The sequence below is a fragment of the Methylobacterium sp. SyP6R genome (genome assembly GCF_019216885.1).
In the GTDB taxonomy this organism is placed as follows: domain Bacteria; phylum Pseudomonadota; class Alphaproteobacteria; order Rhizobiales; family Beijerinckiaceae; genus Methylobacterium.
Window position 1 is genome coordinate 1,660,290 of sequence record NZ_JAAQRC020000001.1, and the last position, 25,417, is coordinate 1,685,706.

Below are 25,417 nucleotides of genomic sequence, written 5' to 3' on the forward strand. Positions count from 1 at the left end.
GGCGCGGCGACTCCGTAGACTGGCGTCCGCGACGGACCCCAATCCGTGCTGTGAGGACGGCATGATGAGCGCGGTCAAGTTCGACGTCAGCTACTCGGCCGCCGCCCAGCTCGCCTCGCTCGCACCGGCCGAGAAATCGGCTCTGCGGCGTCTGTTCGCGAGCGGCGAGATCGAGAATCCGGTGACAACCAGGCCGACCGACGATGGTCGGTTCGTCTCCCGCCTCGGCAGCAAGCGGGTGCTGTGGCGCAGGCTCTCGACCGATGGCAGGCCGGAAATTCTCTCGATCGTCGACAAGTCGTTCGCGCAAGCCTGAATGAGCAGCTTCGAGACGATCGCGTTCGATCTCGGACATGCTCTTACGTCGATGATCCTTGCGCCAAGCCATCTCACCAGCGTAGGCGCCGAGGTGCAGCCCGCTGGTGTGGTGGTGGAAATGTACGGTCACGGAATGGGATGGTGCGGATTGACTTTGAACCGGTCTAGCCCGCCAGCACCGCCCCTCCCGCGGCGACTCGAACGCCCGTCGCCCGACCCCTACCGCCCCACCCCCTGCGGCATCTTCACGATCTTCCCATCCGGCAGGATGATGTCCCCGGGGCTCTGCCCCGCCTCGCACGGCCCGAGATAGGTGGCGTCGATCACCATCTTGCGCCGGACCGGCTCCTTCGTGTTGGGGATGCCGGTCAGCGTCGTGTCCACGTCCATGTGGACCTTGCTGGCGAAGTCGCCGGTGATCACGCTGGTGCCACTGGCCGAGATCGGGCCGATCTTGCACTCGGTCTCGCCCTTGTAGCCGGTGCTCGTCTTGACGAAATCGCGCTTCGAGCACTGCCCGGCGCCGAGCGCGCCTTGCGCCATCTGGTCGGTCTTCTCGTCGATGCATTGGCGGGCGGTCGTGTTGCCCTCCGCCGAGACGGTCTTGCTCTCCCACAGGCCGGCCTTGCGCGCCGGCAGGGTGTCGGCGGCCGCCAGCGTGCTCGCCGCCACGAGGGTGAGACCGACGAGTCCGCCACCGATCAGATGCAAGGGCATGGAGCCTCCCTGGATTCACGCGGCTCCCCGGCCGCTGCGGCGCGGAGAACTAGCCCAAGAGGCTTAGGTGCTCAAGGCTTGGGTACTCAAGGCTTGGATGCTCAAGGCCGGCCGGGGTGGAGCAACACCCCGCCCCTCCCCGGTCACGCCGCCTGCCCGGCCGCAGCCCGCAAGCCCGAGAACCCGATCAGCTTGCGGGCCTCCTCGTCCCACAAAGCGAGCCCGAGGCAGCGCAGGCTGTCGCGCAGGGTCAGGCGGCCGACCTCGCCCAGCGTCGCGTGACCGTCCAGGCATTCCTGGAGGCGGTAGTTCGGGATGCGGCTGTTGAGGTGATGGATGTGGTGCAGGCCGACATTGCCGGTGAACCATTGCAGCACCCGCGGCAGGACGTAGTACGAGCTGCCGCCGAGCGCCGCCCGGTGGAAGTCCCAGGCCTCGGGCCCCTCCCACACGGTCTCCTCGTACTGGTGCTGGACGTAGAACAGCCAGCCGCCGATCCAGGCGGCGACGCTGACGACCGGCAGGAGCACCCACAGCACCGGCCCGATGCCGCCGGCCGCCGCGGCGAGCAGCGCCGTGCCTGCGACCAGCGCGAGGTCGAGGGCGAGCACGTCCCGCCACGCCGTGCGCCACGGCAGGCCGCCGCCGAACGGCAACCGCTGCAGGACCAGGAAGTTGAGCGGCGAGCCGAGCACGATGAGGATGAACGGGTTGCGGTAGAGGCGGTAGCGCAGCCGGTGCCATTGCGACAGGGCGAGGTATTCGCGCACGGTCAGCGTGTGGATGTCGCCCGTGCCGCGGCGGCTGAGGTCGCCGGTGGAGGCGTGGTGCAGGGCGTGCGCCCGCTTCCAGGTGTCGTAGGGGGTCACTGTCAGGAGGCTCAAGACCCGGCCGAGCCGGTCGTTGGCGGCGCGGGAGGGCAGGAACGAGCCGTGCCCGCAATCGTGCTGGATGATGAACAGCCGCACCAGCAGCCCGCCGGCCGGCACGGCGAGCGGCAGCACCCAGGGTTCGTAACCCTGCGCCGCCGCCCAGAGCATGAATCCGCAGAGGGCGAGATAGGGCAGCAGGGTGTTGGCGACCTGCCGGAGCGCGAGCCTCGGGACGGGATCCCGGTAGGCCGCGCAATGGCGCGCCACCTCGCGCGCCAGCGCCGCGAGGTCGGGCCGCACGGTCCCGTCGCCGGCTCGGCCGAGCGCGGCGGGGTTCTGTGTATCGTCGGTCACGGGGGAAGGGCGATCCTGTCTGTCGGGCGGTCGCGGGGGGGGGCTCGGGTGGAGCGGCCGCGGATGGAGATCCGCCGGCGCCGGCCGGCGCGATTCCCGGCTGCGCGCGTCCCAGTAGCATTCTTCGCGCCGGCTGAAAGGAGGCGCGCCCGCGGCACGATCGTCCCCGCGGGAGGCCGGCGGCCTCATACGACTTCCGATTGACTGCTTCGCAAGGCGGAAGTCGGCTTCGCTCAAACGTGTGAAGCCTACGGCTTCACCGCGCGGGCTTGTGGTACGAATTCCGGAAGGTTCCTTCCGGAATTCGTATCACGCGTCCAGGCGGGTCCGCTCCGGCACGTCGATCGGCCCGACCTGGGCGGCGCGCAGGCCCGCCGCCATCGCCTGAAGGCGGTTCTGCGGGTCCTCGGGCTGGATCACCCCGGCCGACATCACCAGCTTTGCCGCGTCGTCGACGCTAATCGACAATTCGATCACCTCGGAGCGGGGCAGGTAGAAGAAGAAGCCGGTGGTCGGGTTCGGCGCGCAGGGCAGGAACACGCCGACATGGTCGTTTCCGCTCCCGAGCGCGGTCTGCACGTCGGGCCCCGCCGGGGCCGACAGGAACACGATCGACCACGTCCCCTTCACCGGGAACTCGACCAGGCCGACGGTGCGGAACGAGGTGCCGCTGGTGGAGAACAGCGTCTCGAAGACCTGGCGCAGGCCACGATAGAGCCCCGAGATCACCGGCGTGCGGGCGAGCAGCACCTCGCCGAACTCCACCACCGAGCGGCCGACGAGGTTGGCGGTGAGCGCGCCCAGCGTGGTGAGCGCCACGAAGGCGATGACGAGGCCTAAGCCCGGCACGCTGAACGGCAGGTAATGGTCGGGCAGGTAGGCCGAGGGCACCAGCGGCTTGACCCAGCCGTCGATCAGGCTGATGCACCACCAGGTGATGTAGATCGTGATCGCCAGCGGGCCGGCGACGATCACGCCGGTGAAGAAGTAGTTGCGCAGCCGGCCGCGGACGCTGACCCGCTTGCGGGTGACCGGCGGGTCCGGATCGGGGATCAGCGGCGAGGGTTCCGACACGATTGGCGATACTCGATCCCGGCAGGCGCCCCCTGCCCCCGAAGAGGTAGCGGTTTGCTGCGCTGCGCTCAAGGCGGGCGAGGCCCTTTGGAGTACCCCGAGGCCCTTTGAGAGACCCTTTGTCAGTCCGACCGAGACCGGACCGCGTCGCATTGAGGGCGGTCCTGCGTCGCGCCCTGGCCGATCCCGACGTGACCTGGAGCCTCGGCGGCTACGGGGCGGGCGCCACCTTCCGGCGCGATCCCGGCGAGCCGGCGGCGAGGCCCGGCGGCGGGCGCCCCGGCCTCGTCACCCCCCGCGGCGCCCTGGTGCTGGGCGAGGCCGACACCCTGGTGCCGGTGGCCTACGAGTCGGCGCTCGGCGGCGAGGACTGGAGCCAGGCTCTCGCCCTGTGCCGGCCGCTCGACGCCCTGCCGCCCTGCCCTGCCGCCGTCGTGAGCGAATGCGGCCCCGACACGCACGCCGCGCGGACCGGGGACCGGGACGGGGTGCTGTTCGGCCTCGGCCTGCCCCTGCGCCAGGCCCGGCTCCTCGCCCGGGTGCGGGGCGACGCCGTCCGGGCGCTCCGCGCCGCCTGCGGACGCCCTGCCGACGCCGCCCTCTGGCAGCGCCTGCCCGGGCTCGGGGCGGTGCTGGTGGCGGTCCACGGCCGCGACCGCATCGAGGTCGTGCTGCCCGACGCCCATCCGGGGCCGCGCGCCCTCTGGTTCGACAAGCTCCTGCGCCAGGGCCGCCTGCACGCCGCCACGGCCCCGATCCCGGCCGGCCTCGCCCCGGTGATCCACCTGCATCCGTCGCACCCGCTGACGACGAGCGGCGACGATCTCGGCCGGCATGCCGTGTTCCAGGACTGGCTGGCGCGCTGGGGCGATCCGGCGCTCGTGGCGCTGAAAGACCGCATCCTCGCCGGGGAGGCGGTCACGGTGCCGGACACGCGGGCGGCGCGGGGCGTGGCGCGGGTGGCGCGGGCGCAACGGCGGTCTCTGGCTCAGGCGCGCGCCGCCGGGTCGATCGACGAGGATGCGGATGAATCGGTCTCTCCGTCCGTCCCACCCACGACCTCATCCTGAGGTGCCGGCGATCGAAGATCGCATTCGACCGAAGGGAGCCTCGAAGGAGGGCCCCAGAAACCTCTGCGTCTCACTGGAGCCCGCCTTCGAGGTCAGTCAATCTTCAATCGATTGACACGGAATCCGGAAGATCACGTCCGGATTCCGTATCACCAGCCCACGCGGCGCCTGAGCGAAGCCGCTTTCCGCATCGCGAAGCGATCAATCGGAAAGCGTATGACACCTCAGGATGAGGTCGCAGATGGGATGGGGGCGGCATCAACGCCGCTCGCGCGGAGAACGACTCCCAGCGCCCAAGAAAAAAGGCCGCTCTTGCGAGCGGCCCGAAGTCTAGGGAGGAAACGCCCAAAGAGGGCTGCAGGGCCGCGACGCCATCGCGACCGTGCAGTGCCGAAGATAAGCCCCTGAGGCGTGTTCGCAAGTGCGAAAGCGCACCGCGAGTGGATTTTCTCCCAAACGATCGCGCCCGCCTCGAAAACGGCGACGCCCCCGCCGGGGAGCCGGCGGGGGCGTCGTGTCGGTCATGCGGGATCGGGGTGTCAGCGACGCAGGATCTTGGTGACGAGGCGGCCGACGAGGTTGCCGGAATCGGTGTAGGGGACCCGGTCGTCGTAGCGGCCGTCGGGGCGGGTGCGGGGGTCGTCGTTCCCCAGGATCTTGGTGACGATCCGGCCGATGAGGCTCATCGTATCCTCCGAGTGCGCTGGCGTGAGGTCTTCCGGGATAGAACGGCCGAACAGCCTGAGCCGTTCCGATGCCTCCGTCACGCCCGCTCCGCCATCGCCTCGAAGACCAGGGCGTGGCGGGCCGCCAGCGCCGCGATGTCGGTCGCATAGCCGCCGCCGATCACCGCGGCGAGGGGGATGCCGCGCCGATGCGCCTCGCCGATCACGTAGGCCTCGCGCCGGCGCAGGCCGTCGTCGGAGAGCGCCAGGCGGCCGAGCCGGTCGTCGCGGTGGGGATCGACGCCGGCATTGTAGAAGACGAGATCCGGGCGCTGCCCGTCGAGGAGGCGCGGCACGTGCTGGCTCAGCGCCGCCAGGTAATCGTCGTCGGTCAGCCCGTCGGGCAGGCCGATATCGAGGTCCCCCGGCACCTTGTCGGTCGGGTAGTTCTTCTCGGCATGCATCGAGAAGGTGAACAGGTCGGGTTCGCCGCGCAGGCAATCGGCGGTGCCGTCGCCCTGGTGCACGTCGAGGTCGATGACCAGCGCCCGGCGGATCGTGCCCTCGCGCTTCAAGGCGAGGGCCGCCACCGCGACGTCGTTGAAGACGCAGAACCCCCGCCCCCCGTCGCGCCTGCCGTGGTGGCTGCCGCCCGCGGTACTGCCGGCAAGGCCGCCCCGGAGCGCCAGCCGCGCGGCGAGCAGCGTGCCGCCGGCCGAGGCGAGCGAGCGCCGCGCCACCCCGGCATCGACCGGCAGGCCGATCGCCCGCTCGACCGCCCGGGGCACCGTCCCGGTGACGACCTGCTCGACATAGACCGCGTCATGGGCGAGTCCGATCAGGTCCGGGCTCGCGGGCTCAGGGATCACGAAGCCGTCGGGCACCAGGCCGCGGGCCGTGATCGTGGCGGCGAGCTGCCCGTACTTGCCCATCGGGAAGCGGTGGCCCTCCGGCAGCGCGGCCTCGTAGGCCGGGTGGAACACGACCGGAACCATGGACGAGACCCTGTGGACAGCGGGGATGACACGGATACGCTCAACGCACCGGCCCGGCTCGCAGCAGGCGCGACCGCGCGCCGCGGGCATCGGACGATCGTCCCGCGGGATCAACAGGGTTGGCGCAGGGCCCTGGACCCGTCCAGCCGGCCCATTTTCCCGTCCGCGGCTCCCCTTCCGCCGGCTTATGCTCTAGCTTGGTCCGGGATCGGGCGGGACAACGGTCACGGTTTGAACACGAATTCCCCCGACCCTTAGGGCAGATGTGTCTCGATCGCCATCGTGTCGGGCACGATGCGGCGGGGGACGGGAAGGCTCGCCATCGATCACGGTCCGCGACGATGGCGGGCATCGGGCACGCCGTCGGCGTGAAAGAATTTTTTTCAAGGCTCGCCTCGGGGGGCGGAGCCGGCAAGCACGGCCGGGGGGCATGCGGGAGCGGGTCGATCATCGCGGCGCGAACAGGGCGCGTCCGTCGGGTGCGGGAGTGGCGACGACGCTCGGGCTCGGGCTCGTCCTGGGTCTCGGGGCGGCGGAGCCGGCGCGGGCCTTCGACCTGTTCGGCCTGTTCGGGTCCGAGGAGGCGCCGCCGGCGCCGAGCCCGGCCGCCCTGCCCTACGCGGTCCGCTTCCAGGGCGTCGAGGACGAGGACCTGCTCCGCGCCCTCCAGGACACGTCGAGCCTCTACCGCCTGCGCAACGACGCGCCACCGGACGGCGAGGGCCTGCTGCGCCGGGCCGAGGCCGACGCGCCCCGCCTCGTCGATGCGCTCTCGGGATTCGGCTACTATGCCGGCCGGGTGACCTTCCGCATCGAGGACGTGGTGCTCGGCGGCGATGCCGCGGCTTTGGCCGCCGTGCGCGCCGCCGAGGCCGCCCGCAACCGCAGCCTCGTGGCTGTGCGGATCTCCGTCGACCAGGGCCCGCTCTATCACCTGCGCACCCTCACGGTGCTCGATCCGGCGGGCGTGCCCTTCCCCCCGGAGGTCGTGCCGGCCCGCCTCACCCGCCTCGACGGCGAGGTGCCGGCCCGCTCGGCGACCGTGCTCGCCCGCGAGGCGGCGCTGATCGATGCGTTTCGCCGCGACGGCTACCCCTTCGCCAAGGTGCTGCGGCGCCAGCCGGTGGTGGACGACACCGCCCACGTCATGGACGTGACCTTCGTGGTCGATCCCGGGCCGAAGGCGCGGCTCGGCACCGTCACGGTGCGGGGTACGCAAAACCTCGATCCGGCGGTGGTGCGCTCCTTCATCTATGCCGAGCCGGGCGATCCCTACTCGCCGCAGGCTTTGTCCGACATCCGCCGCTCGGTCTCGCGGATCGAGGCGCTCGGCGGCGTGCGGGTGCGCGAGGGCACGGCGCTCGACCCCGACGGCACCCTGCCGGTCTTCGTCGACGTCACCGAGCGCTCGCCGCACATCGTCGGGGTGTCGGCCCGCTACTCCACCGTCGACGGGCCGGGGGTGCGCGCCTACTGGGCCGACCGCAACCTGTTCGGCGGCGGCGAGACCCTGCGGATCGACGCCGACCTGTCCTATCTCGGCCTCGGCACCGACTACTACGCCCGCCGCCGCAAGCTCGCCGGCATCGAGACCAACGGGCTCGGCGGCCGGCTCGCCGCGACCTTCGTCAAGCCCGCCCTGTTCGGCACCCGCAACGACCTCCTCGCCAGCGCCTTCATCGGCCGCGAGGTGCAGCAATCCTATCTCAGCGACGCCACCGGCTTCACGGTGGCGGTGCGCCGCCGCTTCGCCGACGCCTTCTCGGCGCAGGTCGGCCTCGACGGCCGGTTCGGCTCGGATCGCGACGCGCTCGGCAAGGTCGATTACGCCCTCCTCGGCCTGAATGCCGGCGTCACCTACGATTCCACCGACAGCCTGCTCGACCCGACCCGAGGCTTTCGCGTCACCGCCTCGCTCACCCCCTATGCGGGTCTCGGCAACAGCCCGGACCTCCTCATCGCCAAGGCGCAAGGCTCGACCTATTATGCGTTCGACGACGAGGGCCGCTACATCCTGGCCGCCCGCCTCGGCTTCGGCTCGGTCAGCGGTGCGAGCCTTGCCGACGTGCCGGCGTCCTTGCGCTTCTTTGCCGGCGGCGGCGGCTCGATCCGCGGCTATTCCTACCGCACCGTCGGGCCGATCGGCCCCTACCAGCTGCCGATCGGCGGGCGCTCGCTGCTCGAGGGCTCGATCGAGGGCCGGATCAAGATCACCGACACGATCGGCATCGTGCCCTTCGTCGATGCCGGCACGGCGTTTGCCGGCACCCTACCGGATTTCGACGAGCGCATCCGCGTCGCGGCGGGCTTGGGCCTGCGCTACTACACCGGCATCGGCCCGATCCGGGTCGATCTCGCGGTGCCGCTGAACCCCGACAAGCAGCTCAAGCAGCCGCCGGTCGCCCTCTACATCAGCCTCGGTCAGGCCTTCTGATGATGCAGATGCGAGGATGTGCGCTGGGCGTCTCTCAGTCTCCGCAGGGGGACTTGGGTGATAGTCGGGTGCCAGGAAAAGCGCGGGCTCTCTCCTCTCCCCGCGGGCGGGGAGAGGGCTGCGTCTCCGTTCAGGAGATGCAGCAAGCTGCGAACCGCAGGTTCGCCGCGAGGGTGAGGGGGTGTTTCCGGAAGAGCCTCATCCTGAGGCACCCCCTCACCCTCGCTCCGGCCGCGCCTGCGCTCACTTCATCGACGACAAGGTCGATGAAGTCCTCTCCCCGCCCGCGGGGAGAGGGGATCCCGCGCTCTGTTCTGGTCCGGAGGGTGTCATGAAGATCCCGGCGCTCTTCAGCGGCTCCACTCGCTCGGGAAAAGGCTTTGGCTTGCCCCGCCTCCTCACCGCCGCCATCGCCGTCAGCCTCCTGGCGCTCGCCTGGCTCGGCCACGCCGCCACCGGCGAGGCGGCGGAGGGCGAGACCACGATCCTCGGCGACCTCCTGTCCCGCGCCCTCTCGACCCCGGCCTCGCGGGTCTCGATCGGCGCCGTCGACGGGGCGCTCTCCTCCGACGCCACGATCCGCGACGTCGCCATCGCCGACCGCGACGGCGTCTGGCTGCGCCTCGACAAGGCGCGGCTGATCTGGCGCCGCACCGCGCTGCTGTCGCGGCGCCTGGAGATCGACCGGCTGGAGATCGGGCGGCTCGAGGTCTTGCGCCGCCCCCTGCCCTCCGCCACCCCGCCGTCGCAGGACAAGGAGGCGCTGCTGCCCGACCTGCCAGTCAAGGTGGTGGTCAAGGCCTTCGCGCTCTCCGACCTCGTGCTGGGCGAGCCGGTGCTCGGCGAGCCCGCCCGCATCGGCGGGGCTGGACAGGCCACCCTCGGCGACCCGCGCGAGGGCCTCGATCTCGGATTCGGCCTGCGCCGGCTCGACAAGCCCGGCACCGTGACCCTCAAGCTCGTCTACGTGCCGGAGACGAGCCGCCTGGAGGTGAAGCTCGCCCAGGACGAGCCGGAAGGCGGCCTCGCGGCACGGCTGATGAACCTGCCGGGCTTGCCCCCCGTGAGCCTCGATCTCGACGGCAACGGCACGCTGGACGCCTGGAACGCGGCTCTCGCCTTCAAGGCCGGCGAGGGCATCGGCGCCGACGGCAAGGCCCGCATCGACCGGGTCGGGGCTGAGCGCCGGATGGTGCTCGACCTCGCCTCGCGGGTCGAAGGCCTGATGCCCGGGCCGCTCGCCGCCGTGTTCTCCGGCACCACCCGGCTCGACGGGTCGCTGCGCTTCGCCGATTCCGGCGCGGTGCAGGTCGACCGGTTCGAGCTGACCTCCCGCACCGCGCGGCTGGCGCTGAACGGCGGGGTCGACGCGGCCCGCAACGCCGACCTGACCTTGCAAGCCCGGGCGCTCCCGACCGAGGGCGGCGTCACCAAGGCCGGTGACTCGACCCTCGAAGCCCTGGTGCTGGATGCGAGCCTGAAAGGCCCCCTCGCCGCCCCCGCCGTGCGCGGGACCCTGCGCGCCGCCGGCCTCTCGGCGGCGGGCAGCCGGCTCGGCCGGGCGAGCGCCGACCTCGTCGCCGAGCCGCTGCCGCGCACACCGGACGGCCAGTCCTTCCGCCTCGACGCGAAGGCCGAGGTGGACGGCCTCCACCTCGCCGATCCGGCCATGCGGCGGGCGATCGGCCCGAAGGCGTCCTTTAACCTCACCGGCCGCATCGACCCGAACGGCGTCGCCGATCTCGACGCGGTCACCATCGAGGCGCCGACCGCCAAGGCCCGCTATGCCGGCCGTATCGGCCGCGACGTGGTGGCGGGCACGCTCCAGGCGGAATTGCCCGACCTCGCGGCCTTCTCGCTCGCCGCCGGCCGGCCGCTCGGCGGCCGCGTCGCCGTGAAGGCGCTGCTCTCCGGCGATCCCGGCCGGGCCGGCGTGACCGCCGATGTCGAGGCGAGCACCGAAAAGCTGTTCCTCGGCACCCCCGCCCTCGACCGGACTCTCGGCCGCGAGCCGCGATTCGCCGGCCGCCTCACCCGCCTGCCCGACGGCTACGCCGTCCAGGCCGCGCGCCTGACCGGCACGGCGGTGACCGCCACGGTCGACGGCCGCGCCACCGAGGCCAAGGCCGACATGACCGGCCGGGTCGACCTCACCGACCTCGCCACCCTCGATCCCGAACTCGCCGGGAAGGCGGGGTTAGAGGCGCGTCTCACCGGATCGCTGGAGCACCCGGACGTCGCCCTGACCGTCTCGGCCCCCGAGGCCCGGGCGATGGGCCGGCCGATCCGCGACCTCGCGGCCAAGGCGAACGTGACCGACGCCACCGGCGCCCTCGACGGCACCGTGGCCCTGTCCGGCCGGGTCGACGGCAAGCCGCTCTCCGGCGACCTCCACCTCGCCAGGCGCGGCGCCGACTGGGTGCTCGACCGGCTCGGCCTGACCCTCGGCTCGGTGGCGCTCACCGGCCGCGCCACCGTCGATCCGGCCTCCCGCCTCGCCGAGGGTGCGGTGTCGCTCAAGGCCGGCAACCTCGACGACCTCTCGGCCCTGGCGCTCACCCGGCTCCAGGGGCGCCTCGATGCCGCGATCGCGCTGAGCCGCACCGGCGGCAGGCAGGACGCGACGGTGCGGGCGACCGGCGAGGGCGTGCGGGCGGCAGGCGTGGCGCTCTCGCGCCTCGACGCGGATCTCGCCGGCACCGACCTCTGGACCAGCCCCCGGGTCTCCGGCCGGCTCAACGCCGACCGGCTCGTGGCCGGCTCCGAGACGATCGAGGCGATCCGCCTCGACGCCAAGCCCGCGCCCGACGGCAGCGACCTCGTGCTCCAGGCCCGGGCCCGGGGCTTTGCCCTCGACGGCGCCGCCCGGCTGGTCCCGGCCGCCCATCCCCGCCTCGACCTGTCGCGCTTCAGCGCCGTGCGCGTGGCCGACCGGCTGACGCTCGCGGGTCCCGCGACCGTGACCGTCAAGGACGAGGGCGTGACGGTGGCGGGCCTCGCCATCGCCGCCGGCTCCGGCCGCGCCCATCTCGACGGCACGATCGGCAAGACCCTCGACCTGCGGCTCGGTCTCAAGAGCCTGCCGCTCGCCATGGCCCGCATCGCCTCGCCGAGCCTGAATCTGTCGGGCATTCTCGACGGCGAGGCGGCGCTGACCGGTCCGGCCGCGAGCCCGGAGGGACGCTATTCCTTGAGCGTTTCGCGCCTTGTGACGCCCGAGACCCGCTCCGCCGGCCTGCCGCCGATCGACGCCAAGGCCTCCGGCCGGATCGAGGACGGCCGCGCCGGCCTCGACGGGACGGTGAATGCGGGGCGCGGGGTGCAGATCGCCCTGTCCGGTTCGATCCCCGTCGAGGCCGGCGGCACGCTCGCCTTGCGCACCCGCGGCACCGTCGATGCGGCGCTCGCCAACACCCTGCTGGCGGCGGGCGGCCAGCGCCTGACCGGCCGGGTCGCGCTCGATGCCGGGATCGGCGGCACGCTCCAGGCCCCGAAGATCGACGGTTCGGCGGTGCTCACCGGCGGCAGCTTCACCGATCCGCTGAACGGCGTCAGCCTCACCGACATCCAGGGCCTGGTTGCCGGGCGCGGCGACACGCTCGTGATCGAGCGCCTGACCGCTGCCACCCGCAACGGCGGCACGCTCCAGGTCCAGGGCCGCGTCGCCGTCGAGCCGGCGGCGGGTTTTCCCGGCAACCTGACCATCCGGGCCGACCGGGCCGAGCTGGTCTCGAGCCAGCTGATGACGCTGATCACCGGCCTCAACCTGTCGCTCACCGGGCCGCTCGCCCGCACCCCGCGGGTCTCCGGCCAGGTCGACGTCGTCTCCCTCGACGTGTCGGTGCCCGACCGCCTGCCCGCCACGGTGCAGCCGCTGCCCGGCATCCGCCACGTCAACACCCCGCCGCAGATGCGCGCCCGCCTCGCGGCGCGGGCCAGGCGCGAGGCGGCGGCCCGGCGCGGCCGCAAGGCCCCGCCCTTCCTCGCCACCCTCGACCTCGCGGTGAACGCGCCCGGCCGCATCACCGTGCGCGGGCGCGGCATCGACGCCGAACTCGGCGGCTCGCTGCGCCTCACCGGCACCTCGGCGGCGCCGGTGGCGAACGGCGCCTTCGCGATGCGCCGCGGCCGGATCCAGATCGTCGGCCAGCGCCTCGACTTCACCCGCGGCCGCCTGACCTTCGCGGGCGACCTGACCGCGCCCGACCTCGACTTCCAGGCCCAGTCCCAGGCCGGCGACGTCACCGCCAAGATCGCCGTCACCGGCCCGGCCAACCAGCCCGACTTCGCGCTCTCCTCCGAGCCGCCGCTGCCGCAGGACGAGGTCCTGTCGCGGCTCCTGTTCAAGAAGGCCTCGGGCGGGCTCTCCCCGTTCCAGGCGCTGCAACTGGCGCAGGCCGTCGCCCAGCTCTCCGGCGGATCGGGCGGGCCCGACGTGTTCGAGAGCGCCCGCAAGGGGCTGGGCCTCGACAGCCTCGACATCCAGGCCGGATCGAAGGGCGGTGCGGCGGTCGGCCTGTCGCGGGCGATCGGCGAGCGGGTGAATGTCGGCGTGCGCGCCGGGGCGCGTCCGGAGGACAGCGCGGCCACCATCACCTACGACGTGACCGGGCGGATCAAGGTCCAGGGCGAGGCCGGGGCGGATGGGCGGACAGCCGTGGGGGTGGGGGCGGAGTGGGAGTATTGAGGCGATCACGCTCGCACCTGGCCTGAAGCCTCACCGCGGCCGATCCGGCAATGCGGTGCAGGCGCCGAGCCCGACCAGGCCGGCGATGGCGGCGGCTGCGAACACGACCGCGTAGCCGGTGCCGCCCGGCGTCGACGGCGCGAGTACCCCGAGCGCCGCCACGCCGAGCGCGAACCCGCCCTGACGCGCCACCATCGTGACGGCCGAGGCCATGCCCGCCGCCCCGCGCGGTGCGAGCGTCACGATGGCGCCGGTGAGCTGGGAATGCGCGAGGGCCGCCCCGGCGCCGATCGCCGCCATGCCGACGAGCGCGCCGGGCTTGGCGGAGGCGCCCGCCGCCCCCGCCAGGACCGCATTCCCGAAGGCGATCAGCGCGAGCGCGCTCCCGAATGTGTGCCTCCAGCCGAATCGCCGGACCATGCGGCTTCCCACCGGGGGCAGCACCAGCATCGGCAGGGTCGCCGCGAGCAGCGCGACCCCGGCCTCCTGCGCGCCCATCCCGTAGGCCGCCATCAGGAAGGCCGGCAGGGAGACCAGCACGGCCCAGTATCCGGCCGAGACGGTCAGCAGCAGGACGACCACGGCGCAGACGCTGCGATCCGACGCGAGGGCCGGATCGATCAGCGGATGCTCCCGTCGCCTCTGACGGCGCGCGAAGGCGGCCGCGAGCGCGAGGCTGGCCGCCATGCCGGACAGGCCCGCCATCGGAGTGGCGTGGGCTTGCAGGACGCCCTCGACCGCGAGGCCGAGCGCGGCGGTCAGGACCAGCAATCCCGGCCAGTCGACCGGATGCCTGACCTCCCTCCGCGCCTCTTGGACGAAGCGGGGAATGGCGAGCGCGATCAGCCCGCAGGGCAGGATGTTGGCGAGGAAGATCGCCGGCCATCCGAGCCAGGCGGCGAGCAGGCCGCCCAGCGTCGGGCCCAGCGCCATCGCGACGCCCGACAGGATCCCGGTCAGGGCGAGGGCGCGGGCCCGCAGGGCGGGGTCCGGGAAGGCGCCGGCGATCGACGCGATGGCCCCGGTGATCAGGAAGGCCGCGCCGATGCCCTGCGCGGCGCGGGCGATGCACAGGGCGGGGGCGGTCCCGGCCAGCGCGCAGGCGACGGACGCGGCGGCGAACAGGGCGTTGCCGAGCAGCAGGACGCGGCGCCGTCCGTGGCGATCCGCCAGGGCCCCTGCCGCCAGCAGGGCAGCCGTGAAGGCGAGGCTGTAGGCATCGACGACCCAGGCGAGGCCCGGCATGCCGAGGCCGAGGTCGCGGCCGATCTCCGGCATGACGACGACCAGGGCGGTCACGTCGAACTGCGTCAGGAAGGCGCCCAAGCCGAGCACGCAGGCGGTGAGACGCGCGTGCCGATCCCGGATGGCGGCGGGCGAGGTGACGGAGGGCGAGGTGACGGAGGAATTGTGTGGGCTGGTCATGGCCGCGATCAGCATGGCCCACCGCGATCGAAGCAAATGAGAGTTGAAACGGCGCGCATGAACCCGTTTCATGGGCTCAGGATGAGTCCGATGCGCCGCTTGCCCCCCTTCCCCGGTCTCGTCGCGTTCGATGCCGTGCTGCGGCACGGGAGCGTGACGCGGGCCGCCGCCGCGCTCGGCCTCACCCAGAGTGCCGTCAGCCACCGCTTGCGCGGCTTCGAGGAGCATTTCGGCGCCCCGCTGCTGGAGCGGCTGAATCCGGGCCTGCGGCCGACGCCGGCGGGCGAGCGCCTCGCGCGGGACGTTGCCCCGCTGCTCGAGACGCTGGCGGGATTGCGGGAGCGGGTCGCGGGCGAGCGGGCCTCGCGGCCGTTCCGGATCGGCGTCGGTGGGGCCGTGCTGGCTTGGTGGCTCTCACCGCGTCTTCCAGACCTGGCGGCGGCGTTTCCGGCTGTCACGATCGAGGTGACGACGTGGGATGGCAGGCTCGGAGCCGAACCGGGCGAGACCGATCTGGCGCTGCACTGGATCCCCCGTGAGGCGCAGGGCGGCAGCCGATGCGAGGTACCGTTCCCGGCCGAGACCGTCTTTCCGGTCGCCGCCCCTCTGCTCCGTCGCTCCCGTGAGGATGGCGATTGGCGCCGGCTGCCGCTGCTCGCGAAGGGGCAGGCCGCCGACGGCCTCGGCAACGAATGGTCCTGGGTCACCTGGCTCGGCGACGACGGGCGGCGCCCGCCCGCGATGCGCTTCCGCGACATCGGCGGGGCCCTGCGATCGGCGCAGGACGGCAACGGCATCGTCCTCGCACGCTCGCTCCTCGTCGCCGACGCGCTCCGCCGGCGCCGTCTGTCCCGCCTGGTGCGCGGACCGAGATGCGGCCTTCCTCGAAGGTTCAGGTGGCGCGGTGGAGCGACCGGGCCGCCGAGATTGCGCCCGCGATGGCGGCGTGGCTCGTGGCGGCCGCGCACTCGACCCTCGGACGATGACGGATCACCCGGCCTCCGGCGGCACCCCAAGATGATGCCCCGTCTCCCGCTGAAACGCCGCCCCCACGCCTAAGCACACAGCATCGTCATACGGCTTCCCCACCACCTGCGCGGCGACCGGCAGCCCGGTCCGCCCGAGACCGGTCGGCAGCATCAGGGCCGGAAGACCTGTGTAGTCGAACAGCATCGTGTTGCGCGGCAGCACCGCCTGGAGCGGGTGGGATTCGCCGTTCACCTCGACCGTGAGGCTGTCGAGCGCCGCCGCCTCGCCCCCGAGGCCCGGGGTGACCAGCACGTCGACGCCCTCCAAGGCGTCGAGAACCTGCGCCAGCACCAGGGGCCGGCGGCGCAGGGCGCGCAGGTAGTCGGTGGCGGAGAACAGCCGGCCCTGATCCATCCGGGCGCGGGTGCCGGGATCCAGCGCCGCGGCGCGGTCGAGGTCGGGCTCCTGGAGCGCGGCCAGTTCCGCCATCACGATCGTGTAGCCGTCCTGGTGCGCGGTCGCGACCGGACCGAGATCGACCGGCACGAGGCGCGCGCCCTGCCGCTCCAGAACGCGCAGCATCGCCTGCCAGGCGGCCAGCACCGCACCGTCCTGCATCTGCGTGAACCAGCCGTCCGGCACGCCGATCCTCAGGCCCGACACCCCGCGTGCCCGCGAGGCGTCGTAGCGGCCGGCGGCGTGCGGGTCGGCGCCGTCGGGGCCGGCGATCCAGGGCATCACCCGGGCGAGATCCTCGGCCGAGCGGGCCATCGGGCCGACATGGTCGAGGGTCCAGGACAGGGGCGCGACGCCGGTGCGCGGCACCAGCCCGCGGGTGGCTTTAAGCCCGGTGATGCCGCACCAGGCCGCGGGTACCCGGATCGAGCCGCCGGTATCGGTGCCGAGCGCCAGCGGCAGCAGCCGGGCGGCGAGCGCAGCCCCCGAGCCGGTCGAGGAGCCGCCGGTCCAGCGCGCCCGGTTCCACGGATTGGCGACCGCGCCGTAACGCGGGTTGTGGGCCGAGCCGCAGGCGAATTCGGTGGTCGCCAGCATGGCGAGCGGGATCGCCCCGGCGGCCTTGAGACGCGCCACCACCGTCGCGTCGGTGTCCGCCACCCGGTCGCCGGTGAGGCGCGAGCCGCAGGTCACCGGCGCCCCGGCGCAGTCGATGATGTCCTTGATGCCGAAGGGCACACCTTCGAGGGGGCGGGCCTCACCCATCCGGATCCGCCGGGCGCTCTCCTCCGCCGCGGCTCGCCCCCCCGGCACCGGGGCGAGCACCGCGTCGCGGCCGGAGGGGTGGCGGGCGATCCGGTCCGTCAAGGCGGCGAGGATAGCCACCGGGTCGGTCACCCCTGCCGCGAAGGCGGCCTGGAGGGCGCCGATCCCGAGGGTGTGGAGCGGGCCGTCCTCGACCGGCGGCATAGGTGGTGGGATGGGCACCGCCTCCCCGGTCGTGTCTGCCGCCTCCCGCAGGCGCCGCTCGGCCCAGGCCGGCTCGGGCGCGGTCCGCTCCCAGGCCGAGGGCAGGTCCCGGGCCGGCGCGGTCTGCGCCACCGTGCCGGCCAGGATGGTGCGGGCGATGAGCGCGTCGGAGACGCTCACGCGGCCATCTCCCGACGATCCTGGCGGCAGGCCATCAGCGGCTGGATCCGCGTGCCGAAGGCGTCGAGGCCGGCCAGGAAATCGTCGAAGGTCAGCATGATGCCCTTCACCCCCGGCACGGTGGCCGCCTCGTCGAGCATCCGCGCCACACGGGCATAGGAGCCGACCAGCGTGCCCATGTTGAAGTTCACCGCCCCCTCCGGCAGGTTCATCCAGGTCGCGGTCGAATCGGCGCTCGCATTCTTGTCCTGTGTGCTCTGGTCGAGCATCCAGGCGAGCGCCGCCACGTCGGCGCCCTGGCGGTAGGCCATCCAGCGCGCCTCCGCCGCCGCGTCGGTCTCGTCGGCGATCACCATCATCAGGACGGTCGAGCCCACGTCGCGCCCGGTTTTCGCCGTTGCCTCGATGAGCCGGGCGCAGGTCGGCGCGCAGGCGGTCGGGGTATTGAAACCGGTGCCCAGCACGAAGTTGTAATCGGCGTAAGTCGCCGCGAATTCCATGCCCCGCCCGCTCTGACCGGCGGCGACGATCGGGATCGGGCCCGACGGCACGGGTTTCATCATGCAGCCCTCCATCCGGAAATGCTCGCCCTGGAAGTCGGAATGGCCGGTCTCCCACAGCTCCTTCATCACCCGGACGTATTCGGTGGAGTAGTCGTAGCGGTAGCCGAAATAGTCGTCGCCGGGCCACAGGCCCATCTGGGCATACTCCGCCTTCTGCCAGCCCGAGACGATGTTCACCCCGAAGCGGCCGGGGGCGATCGAATCGATCGTGGTCGCCATCCGGGCGACCAGCGCCGGCGGCAGGGTCAGCACCGCGGTCGAGGCGAAGAGCCTGATCCGCTCGGTCACCGCCGCCAGGCCCGCCATCAGGGTGAAGGATTCGAGGTTGTAGTCCCAGAACTCGGTCTTGCCGCCGAAGCCGTGCAGCTTGATCATCGAGAGGGCGAAATCGAGCCCGTAGCCTTCCGCCTTCTGCACGATCGCCTTGTTGAGGGCGAATGTCGGCTTGTATTGCGGGGCCGCCTCCGAGATCAGCCAGCCGTTGTTGCCGATCGGGATGAACACGCCGACATCCATGTGCGAAGCTCCGGGTTCCGGTGGGCGGCGGAAGAGCCGTCCGGGCGGGGCTTTGCAGGATCGGGGCCGTTTTCAGGCCGGGTTCAGTGCATTCGCGATGTCGGTGCGGGCGAAATCGTCGCCGACGAAGAGCAGAGGGCATCGGCGCGCCTTGGCCAGCGCGTAGGCGAAGCAATCGCCCAGGTTCAGGCCGGCCGGATGCACGCCCTTGCCCCATTGGGCGTAAGCCGCCGCGCAATCATGCGCCACGGCTGCCGTGACGGGGACGACGTCGAAGGCGAGATCATCGACCAAGGCTCTCACGGTGTCACCGACATTCCGCCGCTCCGCGACGATCAGGGCTTCGGCCAAAGTCCCCGCCGAGATGAGAACGTCGAACTCGGTGGCAAGAACGGTCATGCAGGCTGCAGCCTGCATTTCTCCCTGAACGATCGCCATAAGGGCCGACGTGTCGACGACGATCATCCGGGCAGGCCGTCATCGTCGTACAGAAAATCTTGGCTTCGAGCAGCGCAAGGCCCGGGCGTTACCTTGGCACGACCGGCCTCTCGGGCTGCCATGAGGATCCGCTCCCGCTCCGCCACGGATTGCGGTGCCGTCACCGGCACCAGCCGCACGGCGGCGCGGCCCTGACGGGTGAGAATCACCTCGTCTCCGGTTTCCGCACGCCGCACGAGGTCGGCCAATTGCCCTTCCGCTTCCGCAACGGAGACCTTCATGACATCATTCCAGTTCGATTCGGGTAAGAGGGTATGTCTCGCCAAAGTCTCGTTCAACAGGCCTGCCGCCACGATCCGGATCCGGTCGGGTGACGACCGAGGCCGCCGCGGATCGTATCGCCACCTGCATCGATCGTCTCTGGCTAACGCCCCCGCCGCGCCGTCAGCACCGACGCCCCCAGCACCGCCAGGCTCACCGCCCCGATCAGCAGCGTCGAGATCGCGTTGATCTCCGGGGTCACGCCGAGGCGGACCTGGCTGTAGAGGCGCATCGGCAGGGTGGTGGCGCCCGGCCCCGAGACGAAGCTCGCGATCACGAGGTCGTCCATCGACAGGGTGAAGGCGAGGAGGAAGCCGGCGACGACCGCCGGGGCGATCAGCGGCAGGGTCACGGTGCGGAATACCGTGACGGGCGCGGCGCCGAGATCGGCCGCGGCCTCCAGCAGCGAGCGGTCGAGATGGCGCAGGCGGGCCTGGACCACGACGGCGACGAAGCAGAGCGTGAAGGTCGTATGCGCCACCACGATGGTCCAGACGCCGCGCGGAACGCCCAAGCCCACGAAGAGCAGCAGCAGGGACAGGCCGGTGATCACCTCCGGCATGACCATCGGGGCGTAGACGAGCCCGGTGAGGAGCGGCCGGCCGGGGAAGCGCCGGCGCCCGTCCAGCGCCAGGGCCGCCAGCGTGCCGAGCACGGTCGCGAGGCTCGCCGAAGCGAGGGCGACCTTGAGGGTGACGAGGGCGGATTCGACCAGCGGGCCGTTATCGAGGAGCCCGGCATACCATCGCGTCGAGAACCCGGCCCAGACCGTGACGAGGCGCGAGGCGTTGAACGAGTAGACGACGAGCAGCAGGATCGGCCCGTACAGGAAGGCGAGGCCCAGACCCAGGGCGGCCCAGGCGAGCGGATGGGCGCGGTGCATCTTATGGCCGCTCCAGCCGGCGCGACTCGGCCTCGCGGAACAGCACCACCGGACCGGCGACGATCGCGAGCAGCACCACCGCGATCGCCGAGGCGAGCGGCCAGTCGCGATTGGAGAAGAACTCGCTCCACAAGACCCGCCCGAGCATCAGCGTGTCCGGCCCGCCGAGCAGGTCCGGGATGATGAACTCGCCGGTGATCGGGATGAAGCACAGGAGAGCGCCGGCGACGAGGCCGGGCCACGACAGCGGCAGGGTCACGGTGCGGAAGGCGGCAAGCCGGCTCGCCCCGAGGTCGCGGGCGGCCTCGACGAGGCCGCGGTCGAGCCGTTCGAGCACCGCGTAGAGCGGCAGCACCATGAACGGCAGGTAGGCATAGACCACCCCGATCATCACCGCCGCCGGGGTATTGAGGATCTCGATCGGCCTGTGCGTCAGGCCGAGCGCCATCAGCGCCTGGTTGAGCAGCCCGTCGGCCTTCAGGATCGCGATCCAGGCATAGACCCGGATCAGGAAGCTGGTCCAGAACGGGATCACCATCAGGGCGACGAGGAGCGGCTGCCAGGCCTTCGGCGCCCGCGCCATCGCGTAGGCGATCGGGTACCCGACGAGGATCAGGAGCAGCGTGGCACAGAGTGCCACCGTCAGCGAGGTCAGACCCGCCGCGAGATAGAGCGGGTCGGCGATCAGCGTGCGGTAATTCTCGAAGTCGAGGGCGGCGAGCAGGTCGGCCCACCCGGCGAGCCCGGCATCCCAGTCGAGCACCGGGGTATAGGGCGGCAGGGCGGTTGCCGGGTCCGACAGGCTGATCTTGACGACGACGAGGAACGGCAGGCCGAAGAAGGCCGTGAGCCAGAGGAGCGGAACCGCCGGCAGGCCGAAGCGCCGCAGGGCCTCGCGCAAGGACGCCCTCATGCCGCCTCCGCCGGCAGCAGCGAGGCGGCCTCGGGCACGAAGGCGAGATGCACCGGGGCGCCGACCTCCGGACCCGCCCCGGGCGGCCCCGAGGCGCGCAAGACCCGCCCGTCGGCGAGGCCGACCCGGTAGAGGATCTTTTCGCCGAGATAGGTCGCGTCGAGGAGCGTGCCGGCCAGATCTTCGTTGGCCAAGCCCTCCCCGGCGAGAGTCAGGCGCTCGGGCCGCAGGGCCAGGAGGCCGGGCGCCCCGGCAGGCCCGGCGCCGTGATGGTCGAACGCCATCAGGCGGCCATAGGGCGTGTCGAGATCGCGCAGGCCCCCCGCCCCGCCCTCCCCGAGCCGGCCCGCGATCAGGTTCACGTCGCCGAGCAATCCCGCGACGTAGCGGGTGGCCGGGCGCTCGTAGAGCTCGGCCGCCGATCCCACCTGGACCAGCCGGCCCGCCGCCATCACGCCGATGCGGTCGGCGAGCACCATCGCCTCGGCGGGGTCGTGGGTGACGACCACGAAGGTGGTGCCGAGCCGGCGCTGCAAGGCCCGCAGCTCCCCTTGCGTCTCCTCCCGCAGGGCGCGGTCGAGGGCGCCGAGGGGCTCGTCGAGGAGCAGCACACGGGGTCTCTTGGCCAGCGCCCGGGCGAGTGCCACCCGCTGGCGCTGGCCGCCGGAGAGCTGGTCGGGCCGGCGGGCGCTCAAAGGATCGAGCTGGACCAGGCGCAGCATCTCGGCGACCCGGGCGGCGACCTCCGCCTTGCCCAAGGCTTCCCGCTCCAGCCCGTAGGCGACGTTCCCCGCCACGTCCTTGTGCGGAAACAGGGCGTAGGACTGGAACATCATGTTGACCGGCCGTCGGTGCGGCGGCACCCCGGCGAGATCCTGCCCGTCGAGACGGATCGTGCCGGAACTCGGCTCCTCGAAGCCGGCCACCAGGCGCAGCAGCGTGGACTTGCCGCAGCCGGACGGCCCGAGCAGGCAGAAGACCCGGCCCGGGGCGAGGTCGAGGTCGACGCCGTCGACGGCGAGATGGGTGCCGAAGCGCTTCGAGACCGCCTCGAAGCGGAGGCGGCCGGGAGCGGGCGAGGTCGTGGAGGGATGAGGCGTCGTCACGTCGTCCGGGCGGCGCGGGCGGGCGGGAGACCGACACTTATCGCGGGTCGGGCCCGACTGGGAAGGACCGTTGGTCGCGTCCGGATCGTCGACGCCGGCTGCGATTGTCCGGGCGGGCCCTGGTCCGCCGCCGAAACGGCGGGCGCATCAAGGGGTTGGTGCGTCCGTCCGGCGGTGGCGCGACGGGGGGCGACCGGCGGAAGCGGCGCAGGTGACGCAAATGTAACCCTGGCTCACCCATCCCGGACCAAGGTCGAGGGCCACGGCGACTTGTCGATACCGGAACCCCGGGTGTAATTTCGTCATCGACACGCGTTGATTCCGCCCGCTGCGTCCTTCGACCCGGGTGGCCTCCGCATCTCCTCCCGAGACGTGTCATGGACTTGGCACCCCTACCCGATCCGGGCAGGGGTGCCTTTTCTCGTGCGGGTCCCGCGCCTGGAGCAGCTCACGATCGCGTTGCAATCGCGAGTCTCTCCAGATCCTTGATTTTGCCGCATTTTCTCCGACGAACCGGCATCCGCTTCGTCGGAGCATGCTCTAATGCGCGTCAGCCCCCGCCCCGCCGGGCCGCGGCCGGCGGATCATCGGCGTGGCGCAGGCCATCAGCACGAACAGCGCGGTCAGGATCAGGAACACGTCGGAGAAGCTCATCAGGAGCCCCTGCATCCTGACCGTGTTCATCATCGCCTTCAGCGCCATGGCGTCCGGGTTGCCGGCGAGCCCCGCAAAGCCCTTGGCCATGCTGTCGAGGCGCTCCAGCACCATCGGGTTGGTCCAGGTGAAGCGCTCGTGCAGGCGGGCGAGGTGCAGGTCCCAGCGGTCGTTGAGCGCGGTGTTGATCAGCGCGAGGCCGACGGCGCCGCCGAGGTTGCGGGTGAGGTTGTAGAGGCCCGACGCGTTCTTCATCCGGGCCGGCGGCAGGGTGCCGAGCGCGATGTTGTTGATCGGGATCATGCACAGCATCAGCGAGCAGCCGCGCAGGATCTGCGGCCACAGCAATTCGTAAAAGTCCCAGTCCTTGGTGATGCCGGTGACGATCCAGGTGCCGGCGGCGAACCCTGAGAACCCGATCGCCATCATGATCCGCGGATCGACCTTGGCCGAGAGGCGCCCGGCGATCGGCGCGGTGGCGAACATGCACAGCCCTGAGACGAACATCGTCTCGCCGATCTGGAGCGCCGAGTAGCCGCGCACCCGGCCGAGATAGACCGGATAGAGGTAGGTCAGGCCGTAGAGGCCGATGCCCATGACGAAGCTGAACAGGCAGCCGCCGGCGAAATTGCGGTCGGAGAAGGCGCGAAGATCGACGATCGGCTGCTCGGCGGTGAAGGCCCGCCAGAAGAAGCCGATGCAGGCGATGGCGCAGACGATGGCGGCGGCGAAGATCGCCTCCTCCTGGAACCAGTCGTGGGTCGGTCCCTCCTCCAGCACGTATTCGAGGCAGCCGAGGAACGCCGCCATCAGGCCGAGGCCGGCCCAGTCGAAGCGCTTGAGCAGGTCGAGGTTCGGCTTGTCGAAATCGACCAGGAAGTAGGTCGAGACGGTGACGAAGATGCCCGGCACGATGTTGACGAGAAACAGCCAGTGCCAGTCGAACAGGTCGGTGAGGTAGCCGCCGACGGTCGGGCCGATGGTGGGGGCGAGCGTCGCGACGAGCCCGATCATCGGCGAGACGATGCTGCGCTTCGAGGCCGGGAAGATCGTGAAGGCGGAGGCGAACACCGTCGGGATCATGCCGCCGCCGATGAAGCCCTGCAGGGCGCGCCACAGGATCATCTCGCCGATCGTCGACGAGGTGGCGCACATCAGGCTCATCAGGGTGAAGCCGCCGGCCGAGATCACGAACATCCAGCGGGTCGAGAGCACCCGCGACAGGGTGCCCGACAGCGGGATCGAGATCACCTCGGCGATGAGGTAGCTCGTCTGCACCCACGGGATCTCGTCGGCCGAGGCCGAGAGGCCGGCCTGGATCTCGGCGAGGGACGCCGAGACGATCTGGATGTCCAGGATCGCCATGAACATCCCGAACACCATGCAGATGAACGCCACCATGCGGCGGCGGTCGATCGGCGCGTCGGCGGGCGCGGGGGTCGCAGCCATGTCGTGGGTGCCTGCTGGATTGTAGAAATGGCCGAGTCCGCTCGACTCGTTCAGATGATGCTAAAGCGCGTCTCCCCTCTCCCGTGTGGGAGAGGGGCTCCCGCGCCATGTCCGGTTCACCGCCCCGCCGTACGAACTGCCGGCGAACCCTTCCCCTCCGACACCGCCTGATGCGGCTCGATCGGGGCCGGCGGCTTCGTCTCGTCGAGACCGCGGGTATCGACCCGCACCACCACCGAGAGGCCCGGCCGCAGCAGGCCCTCGCGGGCGACCTCCTCGGGCACCCGCACCCGGACGGGCAGGCGCTGGACGATCTTGGTGAAGTTGCCGGTCGCGTTGTCGGGCGGCAGCAGGCTGAACACCGAGCCGGAGGCCGGCGACAGGCTCTCGACGGTGCCGAGGATGTCGCGGTCGGGCCAGGCATCGACCCGGAGATGGACCGGCTGGCCGACCCGGACCCGGCCGAGCTGGGTCTCCTTGAAGTTGGCATCGACTCGGGCGCTCTGGAGCGGCACGAGCGCGGCGATGCGCGAGCCCGGCCCGACATAGGCGCCGGCCTCCGTCGCCTTGTTGCCGATCACCCCGTCGAAGGGCGCGCGCAAAACCGTGAAGGACAGGTCGCGCCGGGCCCGGTCGACCGCGGTGCGCAACTCGGCGGCCAGGTTCTCGGCCTCCTTGGTCTGCGCCTCCAGCACCGCGACGTTGGCCTTGAGCGCGATCAGGTTGGCCTCGGCGCCCTTCACGGTGGCGTCCGACCGGTCGCGGTCGGCCCGCGACTGCTCCAGGCGCGACTTGGCGGCGAATTCGGATTGCGCGAGCTGCTGCTGGCGCTGGTAATCGGCGGCGGCCCGGACCTGGTCGGCCTTGGCGGCGTCGATCTGGGCCTGGCCCTGGAGTACCTGGGCGCGGGCGGCCTCGGCCTGGCGGCCGATGCGGGCGATGACGCTGCCCTGCGTCGCCAGCTTATCCTCGGCGGCCTTGAGCGCCAGGCGGTAATCGCCGTCCTCGATCCGTGCGATGACGTCGCCGGCCTTGACCGCCTGGCCGTTCACCACCGGCACCGCCTCGAGGTAGCCCGAGACCTTGGCGGCGAGCGTCGAGATGTCGGCCTGGACGTAGGCGTCGTCGGTCGTGACGAAGAAGCGGCCGGTGGTCCACCACTCATGGCCCGCAATGGCCCCGTAGGTGCCGCCGCCGAGGAGCAGCGCGAGCAGGACCAGGCGGCGCAAGGGGCGCTTGCGCTTCGCGGGCGGAGCCGCGGCGGCCGGCGCCTGGGGGGCGGCCTTCTCATTCGCCGGCGCGGCCTTGGCAGCCGCCTCGCCGGCGGGCCGGCCCTGCGCGTAATCGTCTCGGAACGCCATCGTCGGTCACCCGTCCTCGGGGAAGCTC

20 protein-coding genes are annotated in these 25,417 nt (G+C 71.9%); 5 read left to right on the forward strand and 15 right to left on the reverse strand.

Translation table 11 applies throughout. From position 1 onward, the window contains the following. Positions 1-61 precede the first annotated feature (61 nt). A complete protein-coding gene (locus HBB12_RS07640) occupies positions 62-316 on the forward strand; it encodes a hypothetical protein (RefSeq protein ID WP_236988792.1) in 255 nt (84 codons plus the stop codon). A gap of 221 nt (positions 317-537) precedes the next feature. Here HBB12_RS07640 and HBB12_RS07645 read toward each other — a convergent pair whose 3' ends face one another. From HBB12_RS07645 to HBB12_RS07655, 3 genes are all read right to left on the reverse strand, one after another. Beyond that, a complete protein-coding gene (locus tag HBB12_RS07645) occupies positions 538-1,035 on the reverse strand; it encodes a DUF3617 domain-containing protein (protein ID WP_236988793.1) in 498 nt (165 codons plus the stop codon). Positions 1,036-1,178: 143 nt separating this feature from the next. Continuing rightward, positions 1,179-2,261, reverse strand: a complete 1,083-nt coding sequence (locus tag HBB12_RS07650; RefSeq protein WP_236988794.1) for a fatty acid desaturase — start codon at positions 2,259-2,261, stop codon at positions 1,179-1,181. A 309-nt stretch (positions 2,262-2,570) separates the two neighbouring features. Next, positions 2,571-3,335 carry a DUF502 domain-containing protein gene (locus HBB12_RS07655; protein WP_236988795.1) on the reverse strand — a complete coding sequence of 255 codons (765 nt, stop codon included), beginning with the start codon at positions 3,333-3,335 and terminating at the stop codon, positions 2,571-2,573. Positions 3,336-3,487: 152 nt separating this feature from the next. Here HBB12_RS07655 and HBB12_RS07660 point away from each other — a divergent pair, with 152 nt between their 5' ends. Then, positions 3,488-4,405: a DUF6925 family protein gene (locus tag HBB12_RS07660; protein ID WP_236988796.1), complete on the forward strand. Its 918-nt coding sequence runs from the start codon at positions 3,488-3,490 to the stop codon at positions 4,403-4,405. Between the two features lie 539 nt (positions 4,406-4,944). Here the strand turns inward: HBB12_RS07660 and HBB12_RS07665 are convergent. Together HBB12_RS07665 and HBB12_RS07670 are read right to left on the reverse strand one after the other, a co-directional pair. Beyond that, the gene (locus tag HBB12_RS07665) at positions 4,945-5,091 is read right to left on the reverse strand and encodes a TFIIS helical bundle-like domain containing protein (protein WP_236988797.1); all 147 of its coding nucleotides are present in this window, start codon (positions 5,089-5,091) and stop codon (positions 4,945-4,947) included. 77 nt (positions 5,092-5,168) lie between these two features. Then, positions 5,169-6,065, reverse strand: coding sequence for a histone deacetylase family protein (locus HBB12_RS07670; protein WP_236988798.1), 897 nt, complete (start codon positions 6,063-6,065; stop codon positions 5,169-5,171). Positions 6,066-6,495: 430 nt separating this feature from the next. Between HBB12_RS07670 and HBB12_RS07675 the strand changes: the two genes are divergently transcribed. Both HBB12_RS07675 and HBB12_RS07680 read left to right on the forward strand, forming a co-directional pair. Then, complete coding sequence (locus tag HBB12_RS07675; RefSeq protein ID WP_442919238.1) at positions 6,496-8,499, forward strand: autotransporter assembly complex protein TamA; 2,004 nt, start codon at positions 6,496-6,498, stop codon at positions 8,497-8,499. A gap of 331 nt (positions 8,500-8,830) precedes the next feature. Continuing rightward, the gene (locus HBB12_RS07680; RefSeq protein WP_236988800.1) at positions 8,831-13,186 is read left to right on the forward strand and encodes a translocation/assembly module TamB domain-containing protein; all 4,356 of its coding nucleotides are present in this window, start codon (positions 8,831-8,833) and stop codon (positions 13,184-13,186) included. 30 nt (positions 13,187-13,216) lie between these two features. Here HBB12_RS07680 and HBB12_RS07685 read toward each other — a convergent pair whose 3' ends face one another. Beyond that, entirely contained in the window at positions 13,217-14,611 is a 1,395-nt protein-coding gene (locus HBB12_RS07685) for an MFS transporter (protein WP_236988801.1), read from the reverse strand. A 90-nt stretch (positions 14,612-14,701) separates the two neighbouring features. Between HBB12_RS07685 and HBB12_RS07690 the strand changes: the two genes are divergently transcribed. After that, complete coding sequence (locus tag HBB12_RS07690) at positions 14,702-15,670, forward strand: LysR family transcriptional regulator (protein WP_236988802.1); 969 nt, start codon at positions 14,702-14,704, stop codon at positions 15,668-15,670. On the opposite strand, the gene HBB12_RS07695 is transcribed toward HBB12_RS07690, so the two are convergent. From HBB12_RS07695 to HBB12_RS07735, 9 genes are all read right to left on the reverse strand, one after another. Continuing rightward, a complete protein-coding gene (locus HBB12_RS07695; RefSeq protein ID WP_236988803.1) occupies positions 15,602-17,185 on the reverse strand; it encodes an amidase in 1,584 nt (527 codons plus the stop codon). The two genes, HBB12_RS07690 and HBB12_RS07695, sit on opposite strands and share 69 nt — an antisense overlap. Beyond that, positions 17,182-18,264, reverse strand: coding sequence for a pyrimidine utilization protein A (gene rutA, locus HBB12_RS07700; protein WP_236988804.1), 1,083 nt, complete (start codon positions 18,262-18,264; stop codon positions 17,182-17,184). Before rutA ends, HBB12_RS07695 begins: the two co-directional genes overlap by 4 nt. A gap of 72 nt (positions 18,265-18,336) precedes the next feature. After that, positions 18,337-18,729: a type II toxin-antitoxin system VapC family toxin gene (locus tag HBB12_RS07705; protein ID WP_236988805.1), complete on the reverse strand. Its 393-nt coding sequence runs from the start codon at positions 18,727-18,729 to the stop codon at positions 18,337-18,339. Further along, entirely contained in the window at positions 18,726-18,983 is a 258-nt protein-coding gene (locus HBB12_RS07710; protein ID WP_236992694.1) for a type II toxin-antitoxin system Phd/YefM family antitoxin, read from the reverse strand. Before HBB12_RS07710 ends, HBB12_RS07705 begins: the two co-directional genes overlap by 4 nt. A 143-nt stretch (positions 18,984-19,126) precedes the next feature. Beyond that, complete coding sequence (locus HBB12_RS07715; RefSeq protein ID WP_236988806.1) at positions 19,127-19,906, reverse strand: ABC transporter permease; 780 nt, start codon at positions 19,904-19,906, stop codon at positions 19,127-19,129. 1 nt (position 19,907) lies between these two features. Beyond that, a complete protein-coding gene (locus HBB12_RS07720; RefSeq protein ID WP_236988807.1) occupies positions 19,908-20,819 on the reverse strand; it encodes an ABC transporter permease in 912 nt (303 codons plus the stop codon). Beyond that, the gene (locus tag HBB12_RS07725) at positions 20,816-21,925 is read right to left on the reverse strand and encodes an ABC transporter ATP-binding protein (RefSeq protein WP_236988808.1); all 1,110 of its coding nucleotides are present in this window, start codon (positions 21,923-21,925) and stop codon (positions 20,816-20,818) included. Before HBB12_RS07725 ends, HBB12_RS07720 begins: the two co-directional genes overlap by 4 nt. Positions 21,926-22,465: 540 nt before the next feature. After that, entirely contained in the window at positions 22,466-24,028 is a 1,563-nt protein-coding gene (locus HBB12_RS07730; RefSeq protein WP_236988809.1) for a DHA2 family efflux MFS transporter permease subunit, read from the reverse strand. Positions 24,029-24,144: 116 nt separating this feature from the next. Beyond that, positions 24,145-25,389 carry an HlyD family secretion protein gene (locus HBB12_RS07735; protein ID WP_236988810.1) on the reverse strand — a complete coding sequence of 415 codons (1,245 nt, stop codon included), beginning with the start codon at positions 25,387-25,389 and terminating at the stop codon, positions 24,145-24,147. Positions 25,390-25,417 lie beyond the last annotated feature (28 nt).